We start from the raw sequence: 21,798 nt of genomic DNA, 5'->3' as shown, positions 1-21,798 counted from the left end.
GCCCCCTAGTGGGGCGTTTTGCATTCCGACACTTTAATTCTGGAACCTGCTGATGAGCGCTCCCCGTGAAACCATCGCTGCTGTCGCAACCGCTCAAGGTCGCGGCGGCGTCGGTATCGTTCGAATTTCCGGGCCGCTCGCCAGCGCGGCCGCCAAGGCGATCAGTGGACGGGAATTAAAGCCGCGGTTCGCCCATTACGGCCCGTTTCTGGATGGCGACGCAAGTGTGCTGGACGAAGGCCTGGCGCTCTACTTCCCGGGGCCAAACTCCTTCACGGGTGAAGATGTACTGGAGCTGCAGGGCCATGGTGGTCCGGTTGTCCTGGACATGTTGCTGCAGCGTTGCCTGCAATTGGGCTGCCGCCTGGCCCGTCCGGGTGAGTTCAGCGAGCGCGCATTCCTCAACGACAAACTCGACCTGGCCCAGGCCGAGGCCATCGCCGACCTGATCGAAGCCAGTTCTGCACAGGCTGCGCGCAACGCTTTGCGTTCGTTGCAGGGGGCGTTTTCCCTGCGTGTGCATAACTTGACCGAGCAGCTGATCAGCCTGCGTATCTATGTCGAGGCGGCCATTGATTTTCCCGAAGAGGAAATTGATTTCCTCGCCGATGGCCATGTCCTGGCAATGCTGGATAAGGTCCGCGATGAGTTATCCACAGTGCTGCGCGAAGCCGGGCAGGGTGCATTGCTGCGTGACGGCATGACCGTGGTGATTGCGGGGCGACCCAATGCCGGCAAGTCCAGCCTGCTGAATGCGTTGGCGGGGCGCGAAGCAGCCATCGTTACCGAAATTGCCGGTACCACTCGCGACATCCTGCGCGAACATATCCACATCGATGGCATGCCGTTGCACGTGGTTGATACGGCAGGGTTGCGCGACACCGATGACCAGGTGGAGAAGATTGGCGTAGAACGCGCGCTCAAAGCCATTGGCGAAGCCGACCGTGTGTTGTTGGTGGTGGACGCCACTGCCCCCGAGGCGGTGGATCCTTTTGCGTTGTGGCCGGAATTCCTCGAGCAACGGCCAGACCCGGCCAAAGTGACCTTGATCCGGAACAAGGCCGACCTGACGGGTGAAACCATCGCGATGCAAACCAGTGAGGATGGCCATGTGACTATCAGCCTGAGTGCCAAATCCGCGGGTGAGGGTCTGGAGTTGCTACGTGACCACCTCAAGGCCTGCATGGGCTACGAGCAGACCTCGGAAAGCAGCTTCAGTGCACGCCGCAGGCATCTGGAGGCGCTTCGCCATGCCAGTGCGGCGTTGGAGCACGGGCGAGCACAGCTGACCCTGGCGGGCGCTGGAGAGCTGCTGGCTGAGGATTTGCGTCAGGCGCAGCAGCTGCTAGGTGAGATTACCGGCGCATTCAGCTCCGATGACTTGCTTGGCCGAATCTTTTCCAGTTTCTGTATCGGCAAATAGTCAGGTCTTTACCAGTTGTAGGACACCGTACCCAACAGGGTGCGGCTGTCACCCCAATAGCAGCGCCCCGCATCGTTGCAACCAGACACATACTCCTTGTCGAACAGGTTCTTGGCGTTCAGGTCCACTGACCAGTGCGGGTCGATCTGATACCCCACCACGGCATCCACCAACGTGACACTGCCCGCATCCAGCTTCCCGTAGAGCGTCGGCGCCGTGTAGGAAAAAGTGCTGTCGAAATAACGCACACCTCCCCCCACGGACAGGCCCTTGAGCTGACCCTCCAGGAAACGATATTTGCTCCATACCGAAGCCTGATTGCGAGGAACGCCGGTCATCTGGCGCCCTTCGACCAGGGAGGTGGCGGAATCCTTGGTAATCCGCGCGTCAGTGTAGGTATAAGCCGCCGTTACGTTCAGGTTGGGCGTAAGGTTGCTGTTGATTTCAACTTCGGCGCCCTTGGCGCGGCTCTCACCCACCTGGCGATAACTGTTGGTGGTGGCATCCAGGTAGGTGTCGTCCTGTTTGCGCAAGTCGTACACCGACAGCGTCATCGCCGTGTCCCAGCCGATCGGCTCGTACTTCACACCCGCTTCATATTGGCTGCTGGTGATGGGTTTCAACGGGGCGCCGGCATTGGAAATCTGCTGAACCGGAACGAATGCCGTGGAATAGCTGACATACGGCGTAAGGCCGTTGTCGAACTGGTACATCACGCCACCTTGGTAGGTGAACTTGCGGTCTTGACTGCCGGTGCTGCTGGCCTTGTTGACCTTGTCGCGGAAATCGCTGTCGACCCAGTCCTGCCGCCCCCCGAGCAGGAACAGCCAGTGGTCATACTTGCTCTGGATCTGAGCGTATGCGCCTTTCATCTGTTGCTCGAGCAAGGTGTTTTGCACCGCGATCGGCGTGAGCGGTTCGCGCAGGTACACCGGGTTATACACATTGATGGTACCGGCGAAACCGGCGTCCCAATCCTGGTTGAACGAGGTGCGGTCGTAACTGGCGCCTAACAACACGGTGTTTTCCGATGCACCGATATCGAATTTGCCCTCGAGCTGGTTATCCAGGGAATAAACCATGGATTTGTTATAGCGATCGTAGGCGGTCATGTTCAGCTGAGTACCGAAGCCCCGATTATTCAGCGCGCTCGGCCAGGTTTCATGGCGGTTGATGCGTGACTGCATGTACCGGGAATTCTGGCGGAACTGCCAGTCGTCGTTGAAGCTGTGGCTGAACTCGTAACCGGTGCTCCAGGCTTCGCGCTCAAAGGTATTCCAATCCGGGTCGCCGAGCATGGTGTGCTTGGACAGTTTACCGTTGAGATTAGTAAGCAAAGTGCCTGCAGCCGGCAGGCCAAGTTCCAGGTTGGTGTGGTCCTTCTGGTAGTTGGCCAGGAGGGTCAGGGTGTTGTAGTCGTCGAAATTCAGGGTCAGGGAAGGGGCGATGTAAACACGATCATCCGGTACATGGTCGGTCTGCGTGTCGGATTTGCGGCCCAGCATTACCAGGCGGCCGAGAACATTGTCGCTGTCATTGAGCGGACCGGAGATATCCACACCCAGTTGGTGTCGGTTGTTTGAACCATACCCCAATTGCACCTCGCCGCGCGGGTTGGCGGTCGGATGTTTGCTCACCAGGTTGACCAAGCCGCCCGGTGCGTTCTCACCGTAGAGCAGCGAAGAAGGACCGCGAAACACTTCGACCCGCTCCAGGCCATACGGCTCGCTGGTGGTGTCGTACCGATTACCTTGCACACGTAGGCCGTCTCTCAACAGGCCGTAACCGTAGTCCGTGGCGTTGAAGCCTCGAATGAAAAAGAGATCGCCCGCCAGCCCATCGCCCGCGGCAAAAGGCGGCGCGAAGATGCCGGGTACATACCCCAGCACTTCGGTCAGTGTTTGCGATTTCTGATCCTTGATACGTTGCCCGGTCACCACCGATACCGAACGGGGTGTCTGCGACAGAGGCGTACTGGTTTTGGTGCCGACCCGGCTGTTCTGCGCCTTGTAGCCCACATCCCCTGCTATGTCCTGATTGAAGCCATCCGGTTGATAAGCACTGACGGTGGTCGGTGCGAGCGTGAGCTGGCCCGTAGGGACTGTGTGCAATCCATAGCTGCCGGGGGCCTGGGCGACGGCTTGCAACCCGGAATTCTGCAGCAACAGGGCAAAACCTTGATCCACCGAATAATCACCATTGAGTCCGGAAGTGGTCAGCCGTGAAGTCTGTTGTGGCGAGAAGGACAGGATCACATTGGCCCGGGCGGCAAACTGGCTTAACGCACTGTCCAGGGGACCGGCTGCGATGACGTAGTGCTGGGTGGTGCTGGCGGCCATGACCCCTGTGGATAACAACGTACCGCCGGTGCTGGCAAGCAGCAGGCCGTAGGTGATGGCATGGCAGGAAAGTCGCTGACGGAGCGGGATGGAAAGGCGCATAGATGGGTAAGCCCTGAAGGTAGCGTCGTGATTACCTGAAGGGCCGTGCGTGATAAAAAAAAGATAACCCCCCTGAGGATTATTTTTTATCAACCGATCCGGTTAACCGACACCCAGTAGCGCGTGAAGTACTTCACCTGGATCGGCAAGGTCGCTTGCAGGTTGGCCAGTACCGCGTCGGTCGAGTCCAGACGGAACGTGCCGGAAACGCGCAGTCGAGCCGAAGCCGGGTCACAGTGCAGCACGCCCGGCCGGTAGCGCGCCAACTCATCAATGACATCGCCGAGTCTGGCATCGAGCACGATCAGTTGACCGTCCGCCCAGGCGGCTTGTGCCACGCCATATCGCTGGGGGAGGCTAATCGTGTATCGATTAAAATCAGCGCTTTCCCCAGCTCCGAGGGTCTGGTTGTGGTCGGGTTGATCGCCTGGGGACAAATTGACCCGATCTTCCAGCACACCGACCCGGGTGAAATCCGGCAATTGGCGAACAGTAAACCGAGTGCCCAGTGCCTGAACCCGCCCGTGGCGAGTCTCCACATACAAGGGCGTGTTGGCGCCACGTTTGCCACTGTGGATAAGTACTTCACCGTCACGCAGTCGAATCAAGCGTTGGCGCGAGTCGAACATCACATCAATGGCTGTGCTGGTGTTGAGATCAACCTGAGTGCCGTCGGCCAGTTCGACCCTTCGATGTTTACCCACAGGCGTGCGGTAGTCGGCCCATACGTTACCCACGGACGTGTGTTGTTGAACATTCCAACCCAAATATCCGCTGCCGCCCAGTACCAGCATCCACTTGAGCACCTGGCGGCGTTTCTGCGTGCTGGTCAATGCGCGGCGTGTGAAGTCCTGGGGCAGGGCGCCAAGGCTGCGCTGCAACTGCTCCAACTGGTTCCACGCCGCCTGATGGGAAGGGTCGCCATTGAGCCATTGTTGCCAGGCCAGCCGATCAGCCGGCGTCGGCGATTGCGCCTGGAACTGCACATACCAACTGGCGGCCGTCTCGAATGTCTTGCGATCAGGGGCGGGCATCAGAGGCTGGCCATGATCAGTGAACACTCGGTCAGGGCACGGACCATATGTTTCTTCACAGTGGTCAATGACACCCGCAGTTGATCGGCGATCTGTTGATAAGTCAGCCCCTCGATCTGCGACAGCATGAAAATCCGTCGAGCACGTTCGCCTAAGCTGCACAGTGCCTTATCCACAGCCACCAGGGTTTCGATAATGATTGCCTTGTCTTCTTCACTGATGGCGGTGGCTTCAGGACGCTCGGCCAGGGTTTGCTTATAAGCCTGCTCAATGGCGTGCCGGCGATAGCGATCAATCACCAGGCCCCTTGCAATGGTCGCCAGGTAATCCCGTGGCTCAAGGATCTGCACGGCGTCGCGTCCACCGAGGATACGCACGAACGTATCGTGGGCCACGTCGGCGGCATCGCAGGCGTTATGCAATTTGCCCTTGAGCCACCCGTGTAACCACGAATGGTGTTGCTCATAGATGCGCTGCACAGCTGCCGTGTGTGAAGGAGGGGACATAGGCGCGACGAGGTAGGTTAATGATAATCGCTATTATTAACTGCCCTCGTGTGTTCCCACAATAGCCGTCTTGACCGCGAATCCGCGCTGAATCCTTGGGCTGGTCGACATTGAATCAGCCGTTTCTGTGGATTAAGCCCTGTGAATAACCGCCCTTGTGCCCGGTTGATAACCACGCTTGAAACCTGAGTAAAAACCCGTCTGTGGATAACCACCCGTTTAATCCACAGGCTTAAAGCACTTATCCAAGCCCCTCATTGGCACATGACCACAGACTTTTGAATCTCTGTACACGACGTAAATAAAGGCCTGTATAAATCTATCCACAGAAAGGATGCTCAGTAGAAATAAACATAAAAACAAAGATTTAATAAATTTCTCTCTTTTAATTTCTATTGTCCGTGATCCATCCACAGCTGGTTAAATTTTGTGCAAAGGGTTCTTTAGGCAGGGCGAAGTCCCTATACTTGCCGCCATAAGCTGCAAAACTCTTTCAACCAACAATTCCTGATTACCTACATAAGCAGGCACGAGGTGCGTGGTGGATTTCCCTTCCCGTTTTGAAGTGATCGTCATCGGCGGCGGTCATGCCGGTACCGAGGCAGCACTGGCGTCAGCACGCATGGGCGTAAAAACCCTGTTGCTGACGCACAACGTGGAAACCCTCGGCGCCATGAGTTGCAACCCTGCCATTGGTGGCATCGGCAAAAGCCATCTGGTCAAGGAAATCGATGCCCTTGGCGGCGTAATGGCCATGGCCACCGACAAAGGTGGTATTCAATTTCGCGTGCTCAACAGCCGCAAAGGCCCGGCCGTACGTGCCACTCGTGCACAAGCCGACCGTATTCTGTACAAGGCCGCCGTACGTGAAACCCTGGAAAACCAGCCGAACCTGTGGATATTTCAACAGGCCGCAGACGACCTGATTGTCGAGCAGGACCAGGTACGCGGGGTTGTCACGCAAATGGGCCTGCGCTTCTTCGCAGAATCCGTGGTGTTGACCACCGGGACCTTCCTTGGCGGACTTATCCACATCGGCATGCAGAACTATTCCGGTGGTCGCGCCGGTGATCCGCCGTCGATTGCCCTGGCACACCGTCTGCGTGAATTGCCGCTGCGCGTGGGCCGCTTGAAAACCGGGACTCCGCCGCGTATCGACGGACGTTCTGTGGATTTTTCGGTGATGACCGAACAGGCCGGCGATACGCCGATCCCGGTCATGTCCTTCATGGGTTCCAAGGAGCAGCACCCCAAACAGGTCAGCTGCTGGATTACCCATACCAATGCGCGTACCCACGAAATCATTGCCGCGAACCTCGACCGTTCGCCGATGTATTCCGGGGTGATCGAAGGCATCGGCCCGCGTTACTGCCCGTCGATTGAAGACAAGATCCATCGCTTTGCCGACAAGGAAAGCCACCAGGTGTTTATCGAGCCTGAAGGCTTGACGACTCACGAGCTGTACCCGAACGGGATTTCCACTTCCCTGCCGTTCGACGTACAAATCCAGATCGTGCAATCGATTCGCGGCATGGAAAATGCCCACATCGTTCGCCCTGGCTACGCCATCGAGTACGACTATTTCGATCCGCGTGACCTGAAATACAGCCTGGAAACCAAGGTGATCGGCGGTTTGTTCTTCGCCGGGCAAATCAATGGCACCACCGGTTACGAAGAAGCCGGCGCCCAGGGTTTGCTGGCCGGTACCAACGCCGCATTGCGTGCCCAGGGCAAAGACAGCTGGTGCCCGCGTCGCGATGAAGCGTATATCGGCGTGTTGGTCGACGACCTGATTACCCTGGGCACCCAGGAACCGTACCGGATGTTCACGTCCAGGGCCGAATATCGCCTGATCCTGCGCGAAGACAACGCCGATCTGCGCTTGACCGAAAAAGGTCGCGAGCTGGGTCTGGTCGATGACGCGCGCTGGGCGGCCTTCTGCAAAAAACGCGAGAGCATCACCCTCGAAGAGCAGCGCCTGAAGAGCACCTGGGTTCGCCCGGGCACTGAACAGGGTGATGCGATCGCCGAAAAATTCGGCACGCCGCTGACGCACGAATACAACTTGCTCAACCTGCTATCGCGTCCGGAGATCGATTACGCTGGCCTGGTCGAAGTGACCGGCGGCGGCGCAGAAGATCCACAGGTCGCCGAACAGGTGGAAATCAAGACCAAATACGCCGGTTACATTGATCGCCAGCAGGACGAAATCGCCCGCCTGCGCGCCAGTGAAGACACCAAGCTGCCTGTGGATATCGACTACACCGGGATTTCCGGGCTGTCGAAGGAAATTCAAAGCAAGCTGGGGATAACTCGGCCGGAAACCCTCGGCCAGGCTTCACGTATCCCCGGCGTTACCCCTGCAGCAATTTCGCTGTTGATGATTCATTTGAAAAAACGCGGCGCGGGCCGTCAGTTGGAGCAAAGCGCTTGAGTTCGTTGGTTACCTCGCAACACGCCGAAGAGTTATCCACAGGTGCGCGCCAGTTGGGCGTCGACCTGACCGAAGCCCAGCACGCCCTGCTGATGGGCTACCTGGCCCTGTTGATCAAATGGAACAAGGCTTACAACCTGACCGCAGTGCGTGATCCGGACGAAATGGTCTCGCGCCATCTGCTCGACAGCTTGAGCGTGATGCCGTTTATCGAAAACGGTCGCTGGCTGGACGTCGGCAGCGGCGGCGGCATGCCTGGCATTCCACTGGCCATCCTGTTTCCCGAGTCGCAAGTGACCTGTCTGGACAGCAACGGCAAGAAGACCCGCTTCCTAACCCAGGTCAAACTCGAACTCAAGCTGGACAACCTGCAAGTTGTCCACAGCCGCGTCGAAGCCTTTACGCCTGAACAGCCCTTCAACGGAATTGTTTCCCGGGCATTCAGCAGCATGGAGAACTTCAGCAACTGGACTCGCCACCTGGGCGACCACGACACCCGCTGGCTGGCAATGAAGGGCGTCCATCCAAGCGACGAGCTGTTAGCATTGCCGGCGGACTTCCACCTCGATAGCGAACACGCCTTGGCCGTACCCGGTTGCCAAGGCCAACGCCATCTGCTGATACTGCGCCGCACGGCATGATTGGGAACACAAGCAAGAATGGCTAAGGTATTCGCGATAGCGAACCAGAAAGGTGGCGTGGGTAAAACCACCACCTGCATCAACCTCGCAGCATCCCTGGTCGCGACCAAGCGCCGGGTGCTGTTGATCGATCTCGATCCACAGGGCAACGCCACCATGGGTAGCGGTGTGGATAAACACGGCCTGGAAAACTCGGTCTACGACTTGCTGATTGGCGAGTGTGACCTGGGCCAGGCCATGCACTACTCCGAGCACGGCGGTTATCAACTGCTGCCGGCCAACCGCGACCTGACGGCGGCGGAAGTGGTGCTGCTGGAAATGCAGATGAAAGAAAGCCGTCTGCGCAGCGCGCTGGCGCCCATCCGCGAGAATTACGACTACATCCTGATCGACTGCCCGCCGTCGCTGTCGATGCTCACGCTCAACGCCCTGGTGGCCGCCGACGGGGTGATTATCCCCATGCAGTGCGAATACTTTGCGCTTGAAGGCTTGAGCGACCTTGTGGATAACATCAAGCGTATCGCCGAATTGCTCAACCCGAACCTGAAAGTCGAAGGCCTGCTGCGGACCATGTATGACCCGCGCCTGAGCCTGATGAATGACGTTTCGGCGCAGCTCAAGGAACATTTCGGCGACCAGCTCTACGACACGGTGATTCCACGCAACATCCGCCTGGCCGAAGCGCCAAGCTATGGCATGCCGGCGCTGGCCTACGACAAATCATCCCGTGGCGCCATTGCCTACCTGGCGCTGGCCGGTGAGATGGTGCGTCGCCAACGTCGCAATTCACGCACCGCTGCAGCCCAGCCAACTTAAGGAATCCCCATGGCCGTCAAAAAACGAGGTCTCGGACGTGGACTGGATGCACTCCTGAGTGGTCCGACCGTCACTTCGCTGGAAGAGCAAGCGGTGCAGGCCGACGAGCGTGAGCTGCAGCACCTGCCGCTGGACCTGATCCAGCGCGGTAAATATCAGCCGCGCCGGGACATGGACCCGCAGGCACTGGAAGAGCTGGCCAACTCGATCAAGGCCCAGGGCGTGATGCAACCCATCGTGGTGCGCCCCATTGGCGGCGGCCGCTTTGAAATCATCGCCGGCGAACGCCGCTGGCGCGCCAGCCAGCAGGCGGGCAAGGACACCATCCCGGCGATGGTGCGCGACGTACCGGATGAAACCGCCATCGCCATGGCGCTAATCGAAAACATCCAGCGCGAAGACCTCAACCCGATCGAAGAAGCGATCGCGTTGCAACGTCTGCAGCAGGAATTCCAGCTGACCCAGCAACAAGTGGCCGAGGCAGTGGGCAAATCCCGCGTGACCGTGTCCAACCTGCTGCGCCTGATCGCGTTGCCGGAAGTCATCAAGACCATGTTGTCCCACGGCGATCTGGAAATGGGTCACGCCCGTGCTTTGCTCGGTTTGCCGGAAAATCAACAGGTTGAAGGGGCGCGACACGTTGTCGCACGCGGGCTTACCGTTCGTCAGACCGAAGCCCTGGTTCGCCAATGGTTGAGCGGCAAACCTGCTCCGGTCGAAACCGTCAAAACTGATCCGGACATCGCGCGCCTTGAGCAGCGCCTGGCCGAGCGCCTAGGCTCTGCGGTACAAATTCGCCACGGCAAGAAAGGCAAAGGGCAATTGGTCATCGGATATAACTCCCTTGATGAGCTTCAAGGCGTCCTTGCCCACATCCGTTGAAACATTCGCTGAAACATTTACTCATGTAGCGTGTGATCGGAAATCACTACCCGGCAGTTGAATAGGGGCAGAACCGCCCCTATACTCTGCGCGCATTTTGTCGGCACAAAGTATGCCAAGTTATTGATTTCCGGCAGCCGACCATTGAGGAGCAAGCGTGATGGAAACCCGCACGCCAAACACGTTGCCGTTCCATCGCTTGGCTGTTTTTCCGGTTTTATTGGCGCAACTTGTCGTTTTGCTGATCGCTGCATTGGCGCTTTGGTACTGGCATGGAGTCGTAGCCGGATATTCAGGACTCTGCGGAGGCCTGATAGCCTTGCTGCCCAATATGTATTTTGCTCACAGGGCCTTTCGGTTTTCCGGCGCCCGAGCAGCCCAGGCCATCGTCCGGTCTTTTTATGCCGGCGAGGCGGGGAAACTGATTTTGACGGCAGTGCTGTTCGCACTGACCTTTGCAGGTGTGAAGCCATTGGCGCCGCTGGCTGTATTCGGCGTCTTCGTGTTGACCCAATTGGTCAGCTGGTTCGCTCCCCTGCTAATGAAAACAAGACTTTCGAAACCTTAGGGCGTTTGAGGCAACCATGGCAGAAACAACCGCTTCGGGCTATATCCAGCACCACTTGCAGAACCTGACCTTCGGTCAGCTTCCCAACGGCGGCTGGGGCTTTGCCCACACCGCAGCAGAAGCCAAGGAAATGGGTTTCTGGGCCTTCCACCTGGATACTCTGGGCTGGTCGGTCGCATTGGGTCTGATCTTCGTCCTGATTTTCCGCATGGCGGCAAAAAAGGCGACTTCCGGTCAGCCAGGTGCTTTGCAGAACTTCGTTGAAGTATTGGTCGAATTCGTCGATGGCAGCGTGAAAGACAGCTTCCATGGCCGCAGCCCGGTGATCGCACCGCTGGCACTGACCATCTTCGTCTGGGTGTTCCTGATGAACGCCGTCGACCTGATCCCGGTTGACTGGATTCCTCAGCTGGCCATCCTGATCTCCGGCGATGCGCACATTCCATTCCGTGCCGTATCGACCACTGACCCGAACGCTACCCTGGGCATGGCCCTGTCGGTGTTCGCGTTGATCATTTTCTACAGCATCAAGGTCAAGGGCATCGGCGGCTTCATCGGCGAACTGACCCTGCACCCGTTCGGCAGCAAGAACATCTTCGTTCAAGCCCTGCTGATCCCGGTGAACTTCCTGCTGGAATTCGTGACCCTGGTTGCCAAGCCGATTTCCCTGGCCTTGCGACTGTTCGGCAACATGTATGCCGGCGAGCTGGTGTTCATTCTGATCGCTGTGATGTTCGGCAGCGGTCTGCTCTGGCTTAGCGGCCTGGGCATCGTTCTGCAGTGGGCGTGGGCTGTGTTCCACATCCTGATCATCACCCTGCAGGCCTTCATCTTCATGATGCTGACCATCGTCTACCTGTCGATGGCGCACGAAGAGAACCATTAAGACCAGTCTCGACTAGTCTGATGTCCTTCCCGGTGAAACGGGAAGGTGGCCCAACAGGGCTATGAAACGATTTGTTTTACCGCTTTAAAATCTAAAAAACCTAAACCATACGACGTAAAAGTCGGGAGGAAAGATGGAAACTGTAGTTGGTCTAACCGCTATCGCTGTTGCACTGTTGATCGGCCTGGGCGCCCTGGGTACTGCCATTGGTTTCGGCCTGCTGGGCGGCAAATTCCTGGAAGGCGCAGCGCGTCAGCCGGAAATGGTTCCAATGCTGCAAGTTAAAATGTTCATCGTTGCCGGCCTGCTCGACGCCGTGACCATGATCGGCGTTGGTATCGCACTGTTCTTCACCTTCGCGAACCCCTTCGTTGGTCAACTCGCTGGCTGATCACTCGACTTTTCGAGTGATTGGGGTGATGGACAACGAATGAGCGAGGTGTTGGCGTGAACATTAATGCAACCCTGATTGGCCAATCCGTTGCGTTCTTCATTTTTGTAGTGTTTTGCATGAAGTTCGTGTGGCCTCCGGTCATCGCGGCTTTGCACGAACGTCAGAAGAAGATCGCGGACGGTTTGGACGCTGCTAGCCGTGCAGCTCGCGACCTGGAGTTGGCCCACGAGAAAGTGGGTCAGCAACTGCGCGAAGCTAAAGCACAGGCAGCCGAGATCATTGAGCAAGCCAAGAAGCGCGGTAACCAGATCGTCGAAGAGGCTGTTGAAAAAGCCCGCGTCGAAGCTGACCGTGTAAAGGCTTCGGCTCATGCCGAGATCGAACAGGAACTGAACGGCGTCAAAGACGCGCTGCGTGCCCAACTGGGTGCTCTGGCGGTCGGCGGTGCCGAGAAGATCCTCGGTGCCACAATCGATCAAAACGCGCACGCGGAGCTGGTTAACAAACTGGCTGCTGAAATTTAAGCGAGGGCGATCATGGCAGAACTGACCACGTTGGCCCGACCTTACGCTAAGGCAGCCTTCGAGCACGCCCAGGCCCACCAGCAGCTGGCCTCTTGGTCAGCCATGCTCGGCCTGGCTGCAGCAGTGTCGCAAGACGACACCATGCAGCGCGTGCTCAAGGCCCCGCGCCTGACGAGCGCAGACAAGGCCGCCACTTTTATTGAAGTGTGCGGCGACAAGTTTGATGTGAAAGTGCAGAACTTCATTCACGTCATTGCCGAAAACGACCGTCTCCCGCTCTTGCCGGAGATTGCCGCTCTGTTCGACCTGTACAAGGCCGAAGCAGAGAAATCGGTAGACGTTGAAGTGACCAGTGCTTTTGCATTGAACCAAGAACAGCAAGACAAACTCGCCAAGGTTCTCAGTGCACGACTCAATCGGGAAGTGCGCCTGCAAGCTTCGGAGGACGCATCCCTGATTGGTGGTGTCGTTATCCGTGCCGGCGACCTGGTTATCGATGGCTCGATTCGCGGAAAAATCGCGAAACTTGCCGAAGCATTGAAATCTTGAGTTTGAAGGGGCAGCAGAGCAATGCAGCAACTCAATCCTTCCGAAATAAGTGAAATTATCAAGGGCCGCATCGACAAGCTCGATGTGACCTCCCAAGCCCGTAACGAAGGCACTGTCGTCAGCGTATCTGACGGCATCGTGCGGATTCACGGTCTGGCCGACGTCATGTACGGCGAGATGATCGAGTTTCCGGGCGGCGTCTACGGTATGGCCCTCAACCTGGAGCAAGACTCCGTAGGTGCCGTTGTATTGGGCGCATACACCAGTCTGGCCGAAGGCATGAGCGCCAAGTGCACAGGCCGCATCCTGGAGGTTCCGGTTGGTAAGGAACTGCTGGGTCGCGTAGTCGACGCACTGGGTAACCCTGTTGACGGTAAAGGTCCACTGGGCAACACCGAGACCGACGCGGTCGAGAAAGTTGCTCCAGGCGTGATCTGGCGTAAGTCGGTAGACCAGCCTGTACAGACTGGCTACAAGGCTGTCGATGCCATGATCCCTGTCGGCCGTGGCCAGCGTGAGCTGATCATCGGTGACCGTCAGATCGGTAAAACCGCTCTGGCCATCGACGCGATCATCAACCAGAAGAACAGCGGCATTTTCTGCGTCTACGTAGCCATTGGTCAGAAGCAATCGACCATCGCCAACGTGGTTCGCAAGCTGGAAGAAAACGGCGCCCTGGCCAACACGATCATCGTGGCTGCCAGTGCTTCGGAATCTCCTGCGCTGCAATTCCTGGCACCGTACTCCGGTTGCACCATGGGTGAATTCTTCCGCGACCGCGGTGAAGACGCGCTGATCGTTTATGACGATCTGTCCAAGCAAGCAGTGGCTTACCGCCAGATTTCCCTGCTGCTGCGCCGTCCACCAGGCCGTGAAGCCTACCCAGGCGACGTGTTCTATCTCCACTCCCGTCTGCTGGAGCGCGCATCCCGCGTTTCCGAAGAGTACGTAGAGAAGTTCACCAACGGCGCAGTGACCGGCAAAACCGGTTCCCTGACCGCATTGCCGATCATCGAAACCCAGGCTGGCGACGTTTCCGCGTTCGTTCCGACCAACGTGATTTCCATCACCGACGGTCAGATCTTCCTGGAATCGGCCATGTTCAACTCAGGCATCCGTCCTGCTGTGAACGCCGGTGTTTCGGTATCCCGTGTGGGTGGTGCCGCTCAGACCAAGATCATCAAGAAGCTCTCCGGTGGTATCCGTACCGCTCTGGCTCAGTACCGTGAACTGGCGGCATTCGCCCAGTTCGCTTCTGACCTGGACGAAGCGACCCGTAAGCAACTTGAGCATGGTCAGCGCGTTACCGAGCTGATGAAGCAGAAGCAATACGCCCCGATGTCGATCGCTGACATGGCGTTGTCGCTGTATGCCGCTGAGCGTGGGTTCCTGACCGACGTTGAAATCGCCAAGGTCGGCAGCTTTGAACAAGCGCTGATTGCTTACTTCAACCGCGATCACGCCGAATTGATGGCGAAGATCAACGTGAAGGGTGACTTCAATGACGATATCGACGCTGGCATGAAAGCCGGTATCGAGAAGTTCAAGGCCACCCAAACCTGGTAAGCCGCAGCGGGAGCCGCAAGGCTCCCGCTTGCTAACCTGATAGGTGTTACATGGCAGGCGCAAAAGAGATTCGCAGTAAGATTGCGAGCATCAAAAGCACGCAAAAGATTACCAGCGCCATGGAAAAAGTGGCGGTCAGCAAAATGCGCAAGGCACAAATGCGCATGGCTGCTAGCCGTCCTTATGCGGAGCGTATCCGCCAGGTAATTGGGCATCTGGCCAACGCCAACCCGGAATACCGCCACCCGTTCATGATCGAGCGCGCCGTCAAGCGTGTCGGTTATGTGGTAGTGAGCAGTGACCGTGGTTTGTGCGGTGGCTTGAATACCAACCTGTTCAAGGCCCTGGTCAAGGACATGGCGGTAAACCGCGAAAACGGCGTCGAGATCGATCTGTGTGTTGTGGGTAGCAAGGGTGCGGCCTTTTTCCGTAACTTCGGCGGTAACGTCGTTGCAGCTATCAGCCACCTGGGTGAAGAGCCGTCGATCAATGATTTGATCGGCAGTGTGAAGGTGATGCTGGATGCGTATCTGGAAGGCCGGATTGACCGCCTGTCCGTGGTATCCAACAAGTTCATCAACACCATGACCCAGCAGCCAACCGTGGAGCAATTGATTCCACTGGTGGCGACCCCGGATCAGGAACTCAAGCACCACTGGGACTACCTCTACGAACCAGACGCCAAAGAGCTGCTTGACGGCTTGATGGTGCGCTACGTGGAGTCGCAGGTGTACCAGGCGGTGGTCGAGAACAACGCAGCTGAACAAGCGGCGCGGATGATCGCGATGAAAAACGCTACCGATAACGCCGGTGATCTGATCAGCGATTTGCAGCTGATCTACAACAAGGCGCGTCAGGCTGCGATCACCCAAGAGATCTCGGAAATCGTCGGCGGCGCTGCCGCGGTTTAACGGTTCAAATATTCAGAGGATCCAGCTATGAGTAGCGGACGTATCGTTCAAATCATCGGCGCCGTTATCGACGTGGAATTCCCACGCGACAGCGTACCGAGCATCTACAACGCGCTGAAAGTACAAGGCGCGGACACTACTCTGGAAGTTCAGCAACAGCTGGGCGACGGCGTAGTTCGTACCATTGCGATGGGTTCCACCGAAGGCTTGAAGCGCGGTCTGGACGTTGTCGACACGGGTGCTGCCATTTCCGTACCGGTCGGTAAAGCGACCCTGGGCCGGATCATGGACGTACTGGGCAACCCTATCGACGAAGCGGGCCCGATCGACACCGAAGAGCGCTGGGGCATTCACCGTCCAGCACCTTCGTTCGCCGAGCAAGCAGGCGGCAACGACCTGCTGGAAACCGGCATCAAGGTTATCGACCTGGTTTGCCCGTTCGCCAAAGGCGGTAAAGTCGGTCTGTTCGGTGGTGCCGGTGTAGGCAAGACCGTCAACATGATGGAACTGATCCGTAACATCGCCATCGAGCACAGCGGTTATTCCGTGTTCGCCGGTGTGGGTGAGCGTACCCGTGAGGGTAACGACTTCTACCACGAGATGAAGGACTCCAACGTTCTGGACAAAGTGGCACTGGTTTACGGTCAGATGAACGAGCCGCCGGGAAACCGTCTGCGCGTAGCACTGACCGGCCTGACCATGGCCGAGAAGTTCCGTGACGAAGGTAACGACGTTCTGCTGTTCGTCGACAACATCTACCGTTACACCCTGGCCGGTACTGAAGTATCCGCACTGCTGGGCCGTATGCCTTCGGCAGTAGGTTACCAGCCGACCCTGGCTGAAGAGATGGGCGTTCTGCAGGAACGTATCACTTCGACCAAGGAAGGTTCGATCACCTCGATCCAAGCGGTATACGTACCTGCGGATGACTTGACCGACCCGTCGCCTGCCACCACCTTCGCCCACTTGGACGCCACCGTCGTTCTGTCCCGTGACATCGCTTCCCTGGGTATCTACCCGGCGGTCGATCCACTGGACTCGACGTCGCGCCAGCTGGACCCGAACGTGATCGGCCAGGAGCACTACGACACCGCTCGCGGCGTTCAGTACGTGCTGCAGCGTTACAAAGAACTGAAGGACATCATTGCGATCCTGGGTATGGACGAGCTGTCGGAAGCCGACAAGCAGTTGGTAAACCGTGCTCGTAAGATCCAGCGTTTCTTGTCGCAGCCGTTCTTCGTGGCTGAAGTCTTCACCGGTGCCTCGGGTAAATACGTTTCCCTGAAAGACACCATTGCTGGCTTCAAAGGCATCCTCAACGGTGACTACGACCACCTGCCAGAACAAGCGTTCTACATGGTCGGCGGCATCGAAGAAGCGATCGAGAAAGCCAAGAAACTGTAATCCTGGCGCCCGGAAACGGGCGCTCATCAGGTTGAGGCAATCAGATGGCTATGACAGTCCATTGCGATATCGTCAGCGCGGAAGGGGAAATCTTCTCCGGTCTGGTCGAGTTTGTAACAGCGCACGGTGACCTGGGTGATCTTGGTATCGCCATGGGTCACGCTCCGCTGATTACCAGCTTGAAGCCAGGTCCGATCACGCTGACCAAGCAAGGCGGGGAACGTGAGGTGTTTTACATCTCCGGTGGTTTCCTCGAGGTTCAGCCGAACATGGTCAAGGTACTTGCCGACACTGTGCAACGTGCCGGCGACCTGGATGAAGCCTCCGCTCAGGAAGCCGTCAAGGCTGCCGAGAAGGCGCTGAACGAAAAAGGCGCAGACTTCGACTACAGCGCTGCTGCAGTCCGTCTGGCCGAAGCTGCAGCGCAGCTGCGTACGCTCCAGCAGATCCGCAAGAAGTAAGCGGCGTTGCCGTTACGCTTCACGCGTGATTGATTAAAAAGGGTAGCCTCGGCTACCCTTTTTCTTTTTTTGCAAAACACTTCTCTGGTCTGAAGCCGGACCGCCCAGGATTGGTAGCCATTCATGTCTCTTGAAATCGTAATTCTCGCCGCAGGCCAGGGCACCCGCATGCGTTCAGCCCTGCCCAAGGTGCTGCACCCGGTCGCAGGCAATTCCATGCTCGGTCATGTTATCCACAGCGCCCGGCAGTTGGATCCGCAACGCATTCACGTCGTCATCGGGCACGGTGCCGATGTGGTACGTGAGCGCCTGGCCGCAGACGACTTGAATTTCGTATTGCAGGACAAGCAACTGGGCACCGGCCACGCCACTGCGCAAGCCGTGCCGTTCATTAGCGCTGACACCGTGCTGATTCTCTACGGTGACGTGCCGCTGATCGAAGTGGAAACCCTGCAACGCCTGCTCAAGCATGTGGTGCCGGGCCAGATGGGCCTGCTCACCGTTGAGCTGGACGACCCTACCGGCTACGGACGCATCGTGCGCAACGCCGACGGCAAGGTCGCCGCGATCGTCGAGCACAAGGACGCCAGCGAAGCCCAGCGCGCCATCACCGAAGGCAATACCGGCATTCTCGCCGTGCCGGCCGATAAGCTGGGCGACTGGATGAGCCGCCTGTCCAACAACAACGCCCAAGGCGAGTACTACCTCACCGATGTTATCGAGATGGCGGTCAGTGACGGCCTGGTGGTCGCCACCGAGCAACCTCACGACCCAATGGAAGTGCAGGGCGCCAACGACCGCAAGCAGCTGGCAGAGCTGGAGCGCCACTACCAACTGCGCGAAGGCCGCCGCCTGATGGCCCAGGGCGTCACCCTGCGTGACCCGGCGCGTTTCGATGTGCGTGGTGAAGTGACAGTGGGCCGCGACGTGTTGATCGATATCAACGTGATCCTCGAAGGCCGCGTGATCATCGAAGACGACGTGGTGATTGGTCCTAACTGCGTGATCAAGGACAGCACCTTGCGCAAAGGCGTGGTGGTCAAGGCCAACAGCCATATCGACGGAGCGGTGATGGGCGAGGGCAGCGATGCCGGCCCGTTTGCGCGGTTGCGTCCGGGAACGGTGATGGGCGCGCGGGCGCACGTCGGCAATTTCGTCGAGCTGAAAAACGCGAAAATGGGCGACGAGGCGAAGGCCGGGCACCTGGCTTACCTCGGTGATGCGGTGATCGGTGCTCGCAGCAACATTGGCGCCGGTGCAATTACCTGCAACTACGACGGCGCCAACAAATACCAGACGACGATTGGTGAAGACGTATTCATCGGCTCCAACAACTCGCTGGTTGCTCCTGTGACCATCGGTGATGGTTCCAACACCGCAGCGGGCTCAACCATCAACCAGGATGTGGATAAGTCGCAACTGGCCGTGGCCCGTGCGCGCCAGCGCAACATCGACGGCTGGAAACGCCCGGTCAAAATCAAAAAGACCTGACGCCCTTGGCAGCAACAGAACTCCAATGTGGGAGGGGGCTTGCCCCCGATAGCGGTGGGTCAGTCAATAAAGGGCTGACTGATAAACCGCTATCGGGGGCGAGCCCCCTCCCACATTTGCCTGCGTTATTTCAAAAATAATGATCGCCACCGCTTGACGATCTTTCGCCAATAGGTTTTGATTGCCTTCGTTATCTTTCGAAACGAAACTTATCACTCCCATGTCGAAACGAAATACCCCCCAACGTCGCCACAACATCCTGACCTTGCTCAATGAACAGGGCGAAGTCAGCGTGGACGAATTGGCCAAGCGTTTCGAAACATCGGAAGTGACCATCCGCAAGGACTTGGCCGCCCTCGAAAGTAATGGCCTGCTCCTGCGCCGCTACGGTGGCGCAATCACCATGCCTCAGGAACTCGTGGGCGACGCGGCGCAGCCGGTCTCGGCCTACAAGCGTGCGATTGCCCGCGCCGCCGTGGTGCGCCTGCGTGAACACGCGCGCATCATCATCGACAGCGGCAGCACCACCGCCGCGATGATCCCCGAACTGGGCCATCAACCCGGCCTGGTGGTCATGACCAACTCCCTGAACGTGGCCCGCGCCTTGAGCGAGCTGGAGCATGAACCGGTGCTGCTCATGACCGGCGGCACCTGGGATCCACATTCGGACTCGTTCCAGGGCCAGGTCGCCGAGCAGGTGCTGCGTTCCTACGATTTTGATCAACTGTTCATCGGCGCCGACGGCATCGATTTGCAGCGCGGTACCACCACCTTCAACGAATTGCTGGGCCTGAGCCGCGTCATGGCCGAGGTCGCCCGTGAAGTCGTGGTGATGGTCGAATCCGACAAGATCGGCCGCAAGATTCCCAACCTGGAACTGCCCTGGAGCAGCGTCCATACCCTTATCACCGATGATCGCCTGCCGCTCGAGGCCCGCGACCAGATCCAAGCCCGCGGCATTACGCTGATATGCGCGGCAGTCATCTAGGAGAAATACCATGTGTGGAATTGTTGGCGCAGTCGCCGAACGTAACGTAACGGCCATCCTGATCGAAGGCCTCAAGCGCCTGGAATACCGTGGCTATGACAGCGCCGGTGTGGCGGTCTTCACCAACGCCGGCAAGCTGGAGCGTATGCGCCGTCCGGGCAAAGTCAGCGAGTTGGACCAGGCCCTGGCCGGTGAGCCACTGGCAGGCCGCCTGGGCATCGCCCACACCCGTTGGGCCACCCACGGTGCGCCGTGCGAGCGCAACGCTCACCCGCATTTCTCGGGTGACCTGGCCGTGGTTCACAACGGCATCATCGAAAACCACGAAGTGCTGCGCGAACAACTCAAGGGCCTGGGCTATGTATTCACCTCGGACACCGATACCGAAGTCATCGCCCACCTGCTCAACCACAAGCTCAAGGACCACAGCGACCTGACCACCGCCCTCAAGGCCACGGTCAAGGAACTGCACGGCGCCTACGGCCTGGCCGTGATCAGCGCCAGCCAGCCGGACCGCCTGGTTGCCGCGCGCAGTGGCAGCCCACTGGTGATCGGCCTGGGCCTGGGCGAGAACTTCCTCGCTTCCGACCAACTGGCCCTGCGTCAGGTCACCGACCGCTTCATGTACCTGGAAGAGGGCGATATCGCTGACATCCGCCGTGAAAGCGTGCAGATCTGGGACATCAACGGTCAGTCCGTCGAGCGCGAAGCCGTGCAATACCGTGATGGTGCCGAAGCCGCCGACAAAGGCGAGTTCCGCCACTTCATGCTCAAGGAAATCCACGAGCAGCCTTCCGTGGTACAGCGCACCCTCGAAGGTCGCCTGAGCCAGAACCAGGTGCTGGTCAACGCCTTCGGCCCACAAGCCGCCGAGCTGTTCGCCAAAGTGCGCAACGTGCAAATCGTCGCCTGCGGCACCAGCTACCACGCCGGCATGGTTGCGCGTTACTGGCTCGAAGAACTGGCCGGCATCCCGTGCCAGGTCGAAGTTGCCAGCGAGTTCCGCTACCGCAAAGTGGTGGTGCAGCCCGACACCCTGTTCGTGACCATCTCCCAGTCCGGCGAAACCGCCGACACCCTCGCTGCCCTGCGCAACGCCAAGGAACTGGGCTTCCTCGGCAGCCTGGCGATCTGCAACGTCAGCATCAGCTCCCTGGTGCGTGAATCGGACCTGACCCTGCTGACCCAGGCCGGTCGTGAAATCGGCGTCGCCTCGACCAAAGCCTTCACCACCCAACTGGTCGGCCTGTTGCTGCTGACCTTGTCCCTCGGCCAGGTGCGCGGCACCCTCGCCGAAGGCGTTGAGGCCACCCTGGTGGAAGAACTGCGCCGCCTGCCGACCCGCCTGGGCGAAGCCCTGGCCATGGACGGCACCGTGGAAAAAGTCGCCGAACTGTTCGCCGACAAGAACCACACCCTGTTCCTCGGCCGTGGCGCGCAATACCCGGTGGCCATGGAAGGTTCGCTGAAGCTCAAGGAAATCTCGTACATCCACGCCGAAGCCTACCCGGCCGGCGAGCTGAAGCACGGCCCACTGGCCCTGGTGGATGACGACATGCCGGTGGTCACCGTGGCGCCGAACAACGAACTGCTGGAAAAGCTCAAATCCAACCTGCAGGAAGTGCGCGCTCGTGGCGGCCAACTGATCGTGTTCGCCGACGAAAAGGCCGGCATGACCAACGGTGAAGGCACTCACGTGATCAACATGCCGCACATCCATGACACCCTGTCGCCGATCCTCTACACCATCCCGCTGCAGTTGCTGTCGTACTACGTCGCCGTGCTCAAGGGCACCGACGTGGACCAGCCGCGCAACCTGGCGAAGTCGGTGACGGTGGAATAAGCCTGACTGGCGTTACCGAGAGGGGCTGTTTCGACA

20 protein-coding genes are annotated in these 21,798 nt (G+C 58.5%); 17 read left to right on the top strand and 3 right to left on the bottom strand.

Going from position 1 to position 21,798, the window contains the following annotated elements; genetic code table 11:
* Positions 1 to 52 precede the first annotated feature (52 nt).
* Positions 53 to 1,423 carry a tRNA uridine-5-carboxymethylaminomethyl(34) synthesis GTPase MnmE gene (mnmE, locus tag BFP89_RS17590; protein ID WP_065886699.1) on the top strand — a complete coding sequence of 457 codons (1,371 nt, stop codon included), beginning with the start codon at positions 53 to 55 and terminating at the stop codon, positions 1,421 to 1,423.
* 8 nt (positions 1,424 to 1,431) lie between these two features.
* Here mnmE and BFP89_RS17585 read toward each other — a convergent pair whose 3' ends face one another.
* From BFP89_RS17585 to BFP89_RS17575, 3 genes are all read right to left on the bottom strand, one after another.
* Positions 1,432 to 3,864, bottom strand: coding sequence for a TonB-dependent siderophore receptor (locus BFP89_RS17585; RefSeq protein WP_065886698.1), 2,433 nt, complete (start codon positions 3,862 to 3,864; stop codon positions 1,432 to 1,434).
* Between the two features lie 89 nt (positions 3,865 to 3,953).
* Positions 3,954 to 4,898 (bottom strand): FecR domain-containing protein, encoded by a 945-nt coding sequence (locus BFP89_RS17580; RefSeq protein ID WP_065886697.1) that lies wholly within the window; start codon positions 4,896 to 4,898, stop codon positions 3,954 to 3,956.
* Entirely contained in the window at positions 4,898 to 5,404 is a 507-nt protein-coding gene (locus BFP89_RS17575) for a sigma-70 family RNA polymerase sigma factor (RefSeq protein ID WP_065886696.1), read from the bottom strand. The genes BFP89_RS17580 and BFP89_RS17575 overlap by 1 nt, the downstream gene beginning before the upstream one ends.
* A 541-nt stretch (positions 5,405 to 5,945) precedes the next feature.
* Here BFP89_RS17575 and mnmG point away from each other — a divergent pair.
* From mnmG to glmS, 16 genes are all read left to right on the top strand, one after another.
* Entirely contained in the window at positions 5,946 to 7,838 is a 1,893-nt protein-coding gene (gene mnmG, locus BFP89_RS17570; protein ID WP_065886804.1) for a tRNA uridine-5-carboxymethylaminomethyl(34) synthesis enzyme MnmG, read from the top strand.
* Positions 7,835 to 8,479 (top strand): 16S rRNA (guanine(527)-N(7))-methyltransferase RsmG, encoded by a 645-nt coding sequence (gene rsmG, locus BFP89_RS17565; RefSeq protein WP_065886695.1) that lies wholly within the window; start codon positions 7,835 to 7,837, stop codon positions 8,477 to 8,479. Before mnmG ends, rsmG begins: the two co-directional genes overlap by 4 nt.
* An 18-nt stretch (positions 8,480 to 8,497) precedes the next feature.
* Positions 8,498 to 9,295 carry a ParA family protein gene (locus tag BFP89_RS17560; RefSeq protein WP_057725767.1) on the top strand — a complete coding sequence of 266 codons (798 nt, stop codon included), beginning with the start codon at positions 8,498 to 8,500 and terminating at the stop codon, positions 9,293 to 9,295.
* A gap of 9 nt (positions 9,296 to 9,304) precedes the next feature.
* On the top strand, positions 9,305 to 10,177 hold the full coding sequence (locus BFP89_RS17555; RefSeq protein WP_065886694.1) for a ParB/RepB/Spo0J family partition protein: 873 nt from the start codon (positions 9,305 to 9,307) through the stop codon (positions 10,175 to 10,177).
* Positions 10,178 to 10,337: 160 nt separating this feature from the next.
* Positions 10,338 to 10,745: a F0F1 ATP synthase subunit I gene (locus tag BFP89_RS17550; protein ID WP_065886693.1), complete on the top strand. Its 408-nt coding sequence runs from the start codon at positions 10,338 to 10,340 to the stop codon at positions 10,743 to 10,745.
* A 16-nt stretch (positions 10,746 to 10,761) separates the two neighbouring features.
* On the top strand, positions 10,762 to 11,631 hold the full coding sequence (gene atpB / locus BFP89_RS17545; RefSeq protein WP_057725770.1) for a F0F1 ATP synthase subunit A: 870 nt from the start codon (positions 10,762 to 10,764) through the stop codon (positions 11,629 to 11,631).
* 133 nt (positions 11,632 to 11,764) lie between these two features.
* Positions 11,765 to 12,022: a F0F1 ATP synthase subunit C gene (atpE, locus tag BFP89_RS17540; RefSeq protein ID WP_002555987.1), complete on the top strand. Its 258-nt coding sequence runs from the start codon at positions 11,765 to 11,767 to the stop codon at positions 12,020 to 12,022.
* Positions 12,023 to 12,078: 56 nt separating this feature from the next.
* Positions 12,079 to 12,549, top strand: coding sequence for a F0F1 ATP synthase subunit B (locus BFP89_RS17535; protein WP_003195835.1), 471 nt, complete (start codon positions 12,079 to 12,081; stop codon positions 12,547 to 12,549).
* A 12-nt stretch (positions 12,550 to 12,561) separates the two neighbouring features.
* A complete protein-coding gene (locus tag BFP89_RS17530; protein ID WP_003195833.1) occupies positions 12,562 to 13,098 on the top strand; it encodes a F0F1 ATP synthase subunit delta in 537 nt (178 codons plus the stop codon).
* Between the two features lie 21 nt (positions 13,099 to 13,119).
* Positions 13,120 to 14,664: a F0F1 ATP synthase subunit alpha gene (gene atpA, locus BFP89_RS17525; protein WP_003177064.1), complete on the top strand. Its 1,545-nt coding sequence runs from the start codon at positions 13,120 to 13,122 to the stop codon at positions 14,662 to 14,664.
* Between the two features lie 50 nt (positions 14,665 to 14,714).
* A complete protein-coding gene (gene atpG / locus BFP89_RS17520) occupies positions 14,715 to 15,575 on the top strand; it encodes a F0F1 ATP synthase subunit gamma (protein WP_003195829.1) in 861 nt (286 codons plus the stop codon).
* A gap of 27 nt (positions 15,576 to 15,602) precedes the next feature.
* On the top strand, positions 15,603 to 16,979 hold the full coding sequence (gene atpD, locus BFP89_RS17515; protein WP_065886692.1) for a F0F1 ATP synthase subunit beta: 1,377 nt from the start codon (positions 15,603 to 15,605) through the stop codon (positions 16,977 to 16,979).
* A 44-nt stretch (positions 16,980 to 17,023) separates the two neighbouring features.
* Positions 17,024 to 17,440, top strand: a complete 417-nt coding sequence (locus BFP89_RS17510; protein ID WP_003195825.1) for a F0F1 ATP synthase subunit epsilon — start codon at positions 17,024 to 17,026, stop codon at positions 17,438 to 17,440.
* Positions 17,441 to 17,563: 123 nt separating this feature from the next.
* Entirely contained in the window at positions 17,564 to 18,931 is a 1,368-nt protein-coding gene (gene glmU, locus BFP89_RS17505; RefSeq protein WP_065886691.1) for a bifunctional UDP-N-acetylglucosamine diphosphorylase/glucosamine-1-phosphate N-acetyltransferase GlmU, read from the top strand.
* 220 nt (positions 18,932 to 19,151) lie between these two features.
* Positions 19,152 to 19,919: a DeoR/GlpR family DNA-binding transcription regulator gene (locus tag BFP89_RS17500; RefSeq protein ID WP_065886690.1), complete on the top strand. Its 768-nt coding sequence runs from the start codon at positions 19,152 to 19,154 to the stop codon at positions 19,917 to 19,919.
* Between the two features lie 10 nt (positions 19,920 to 19,929).
* Complete coding sequence (gene glmS / locus BFP89_RS17495) at positions 19,930 to 21,762, top strand: glutamine--fructose-6-phosphate transaminase (isomerizing) (RefSeq protein ID WP_065886689.1); 1,833 nt, start codon at positions 19,930 to 19,932, stop codon at positions 21,760 to 21,762.
* Positions 21,763 to 21,798 lie beyond the last annotated feature (36 nt).

It is taken from the genome of Pseudomonas sp. 31 R 17, assembly GCF_900004915.1.
GTDB lineage: Bacteria > Pseudomonadota > Gammaproteobacteria > Pseudomonadales > Pseudomonadaceae > Aquipseudomonas > Aquipseudomonas orientalis_A.
This window is presented reverse-complemented; position numbering and strand designations above follow the sequence as displayed.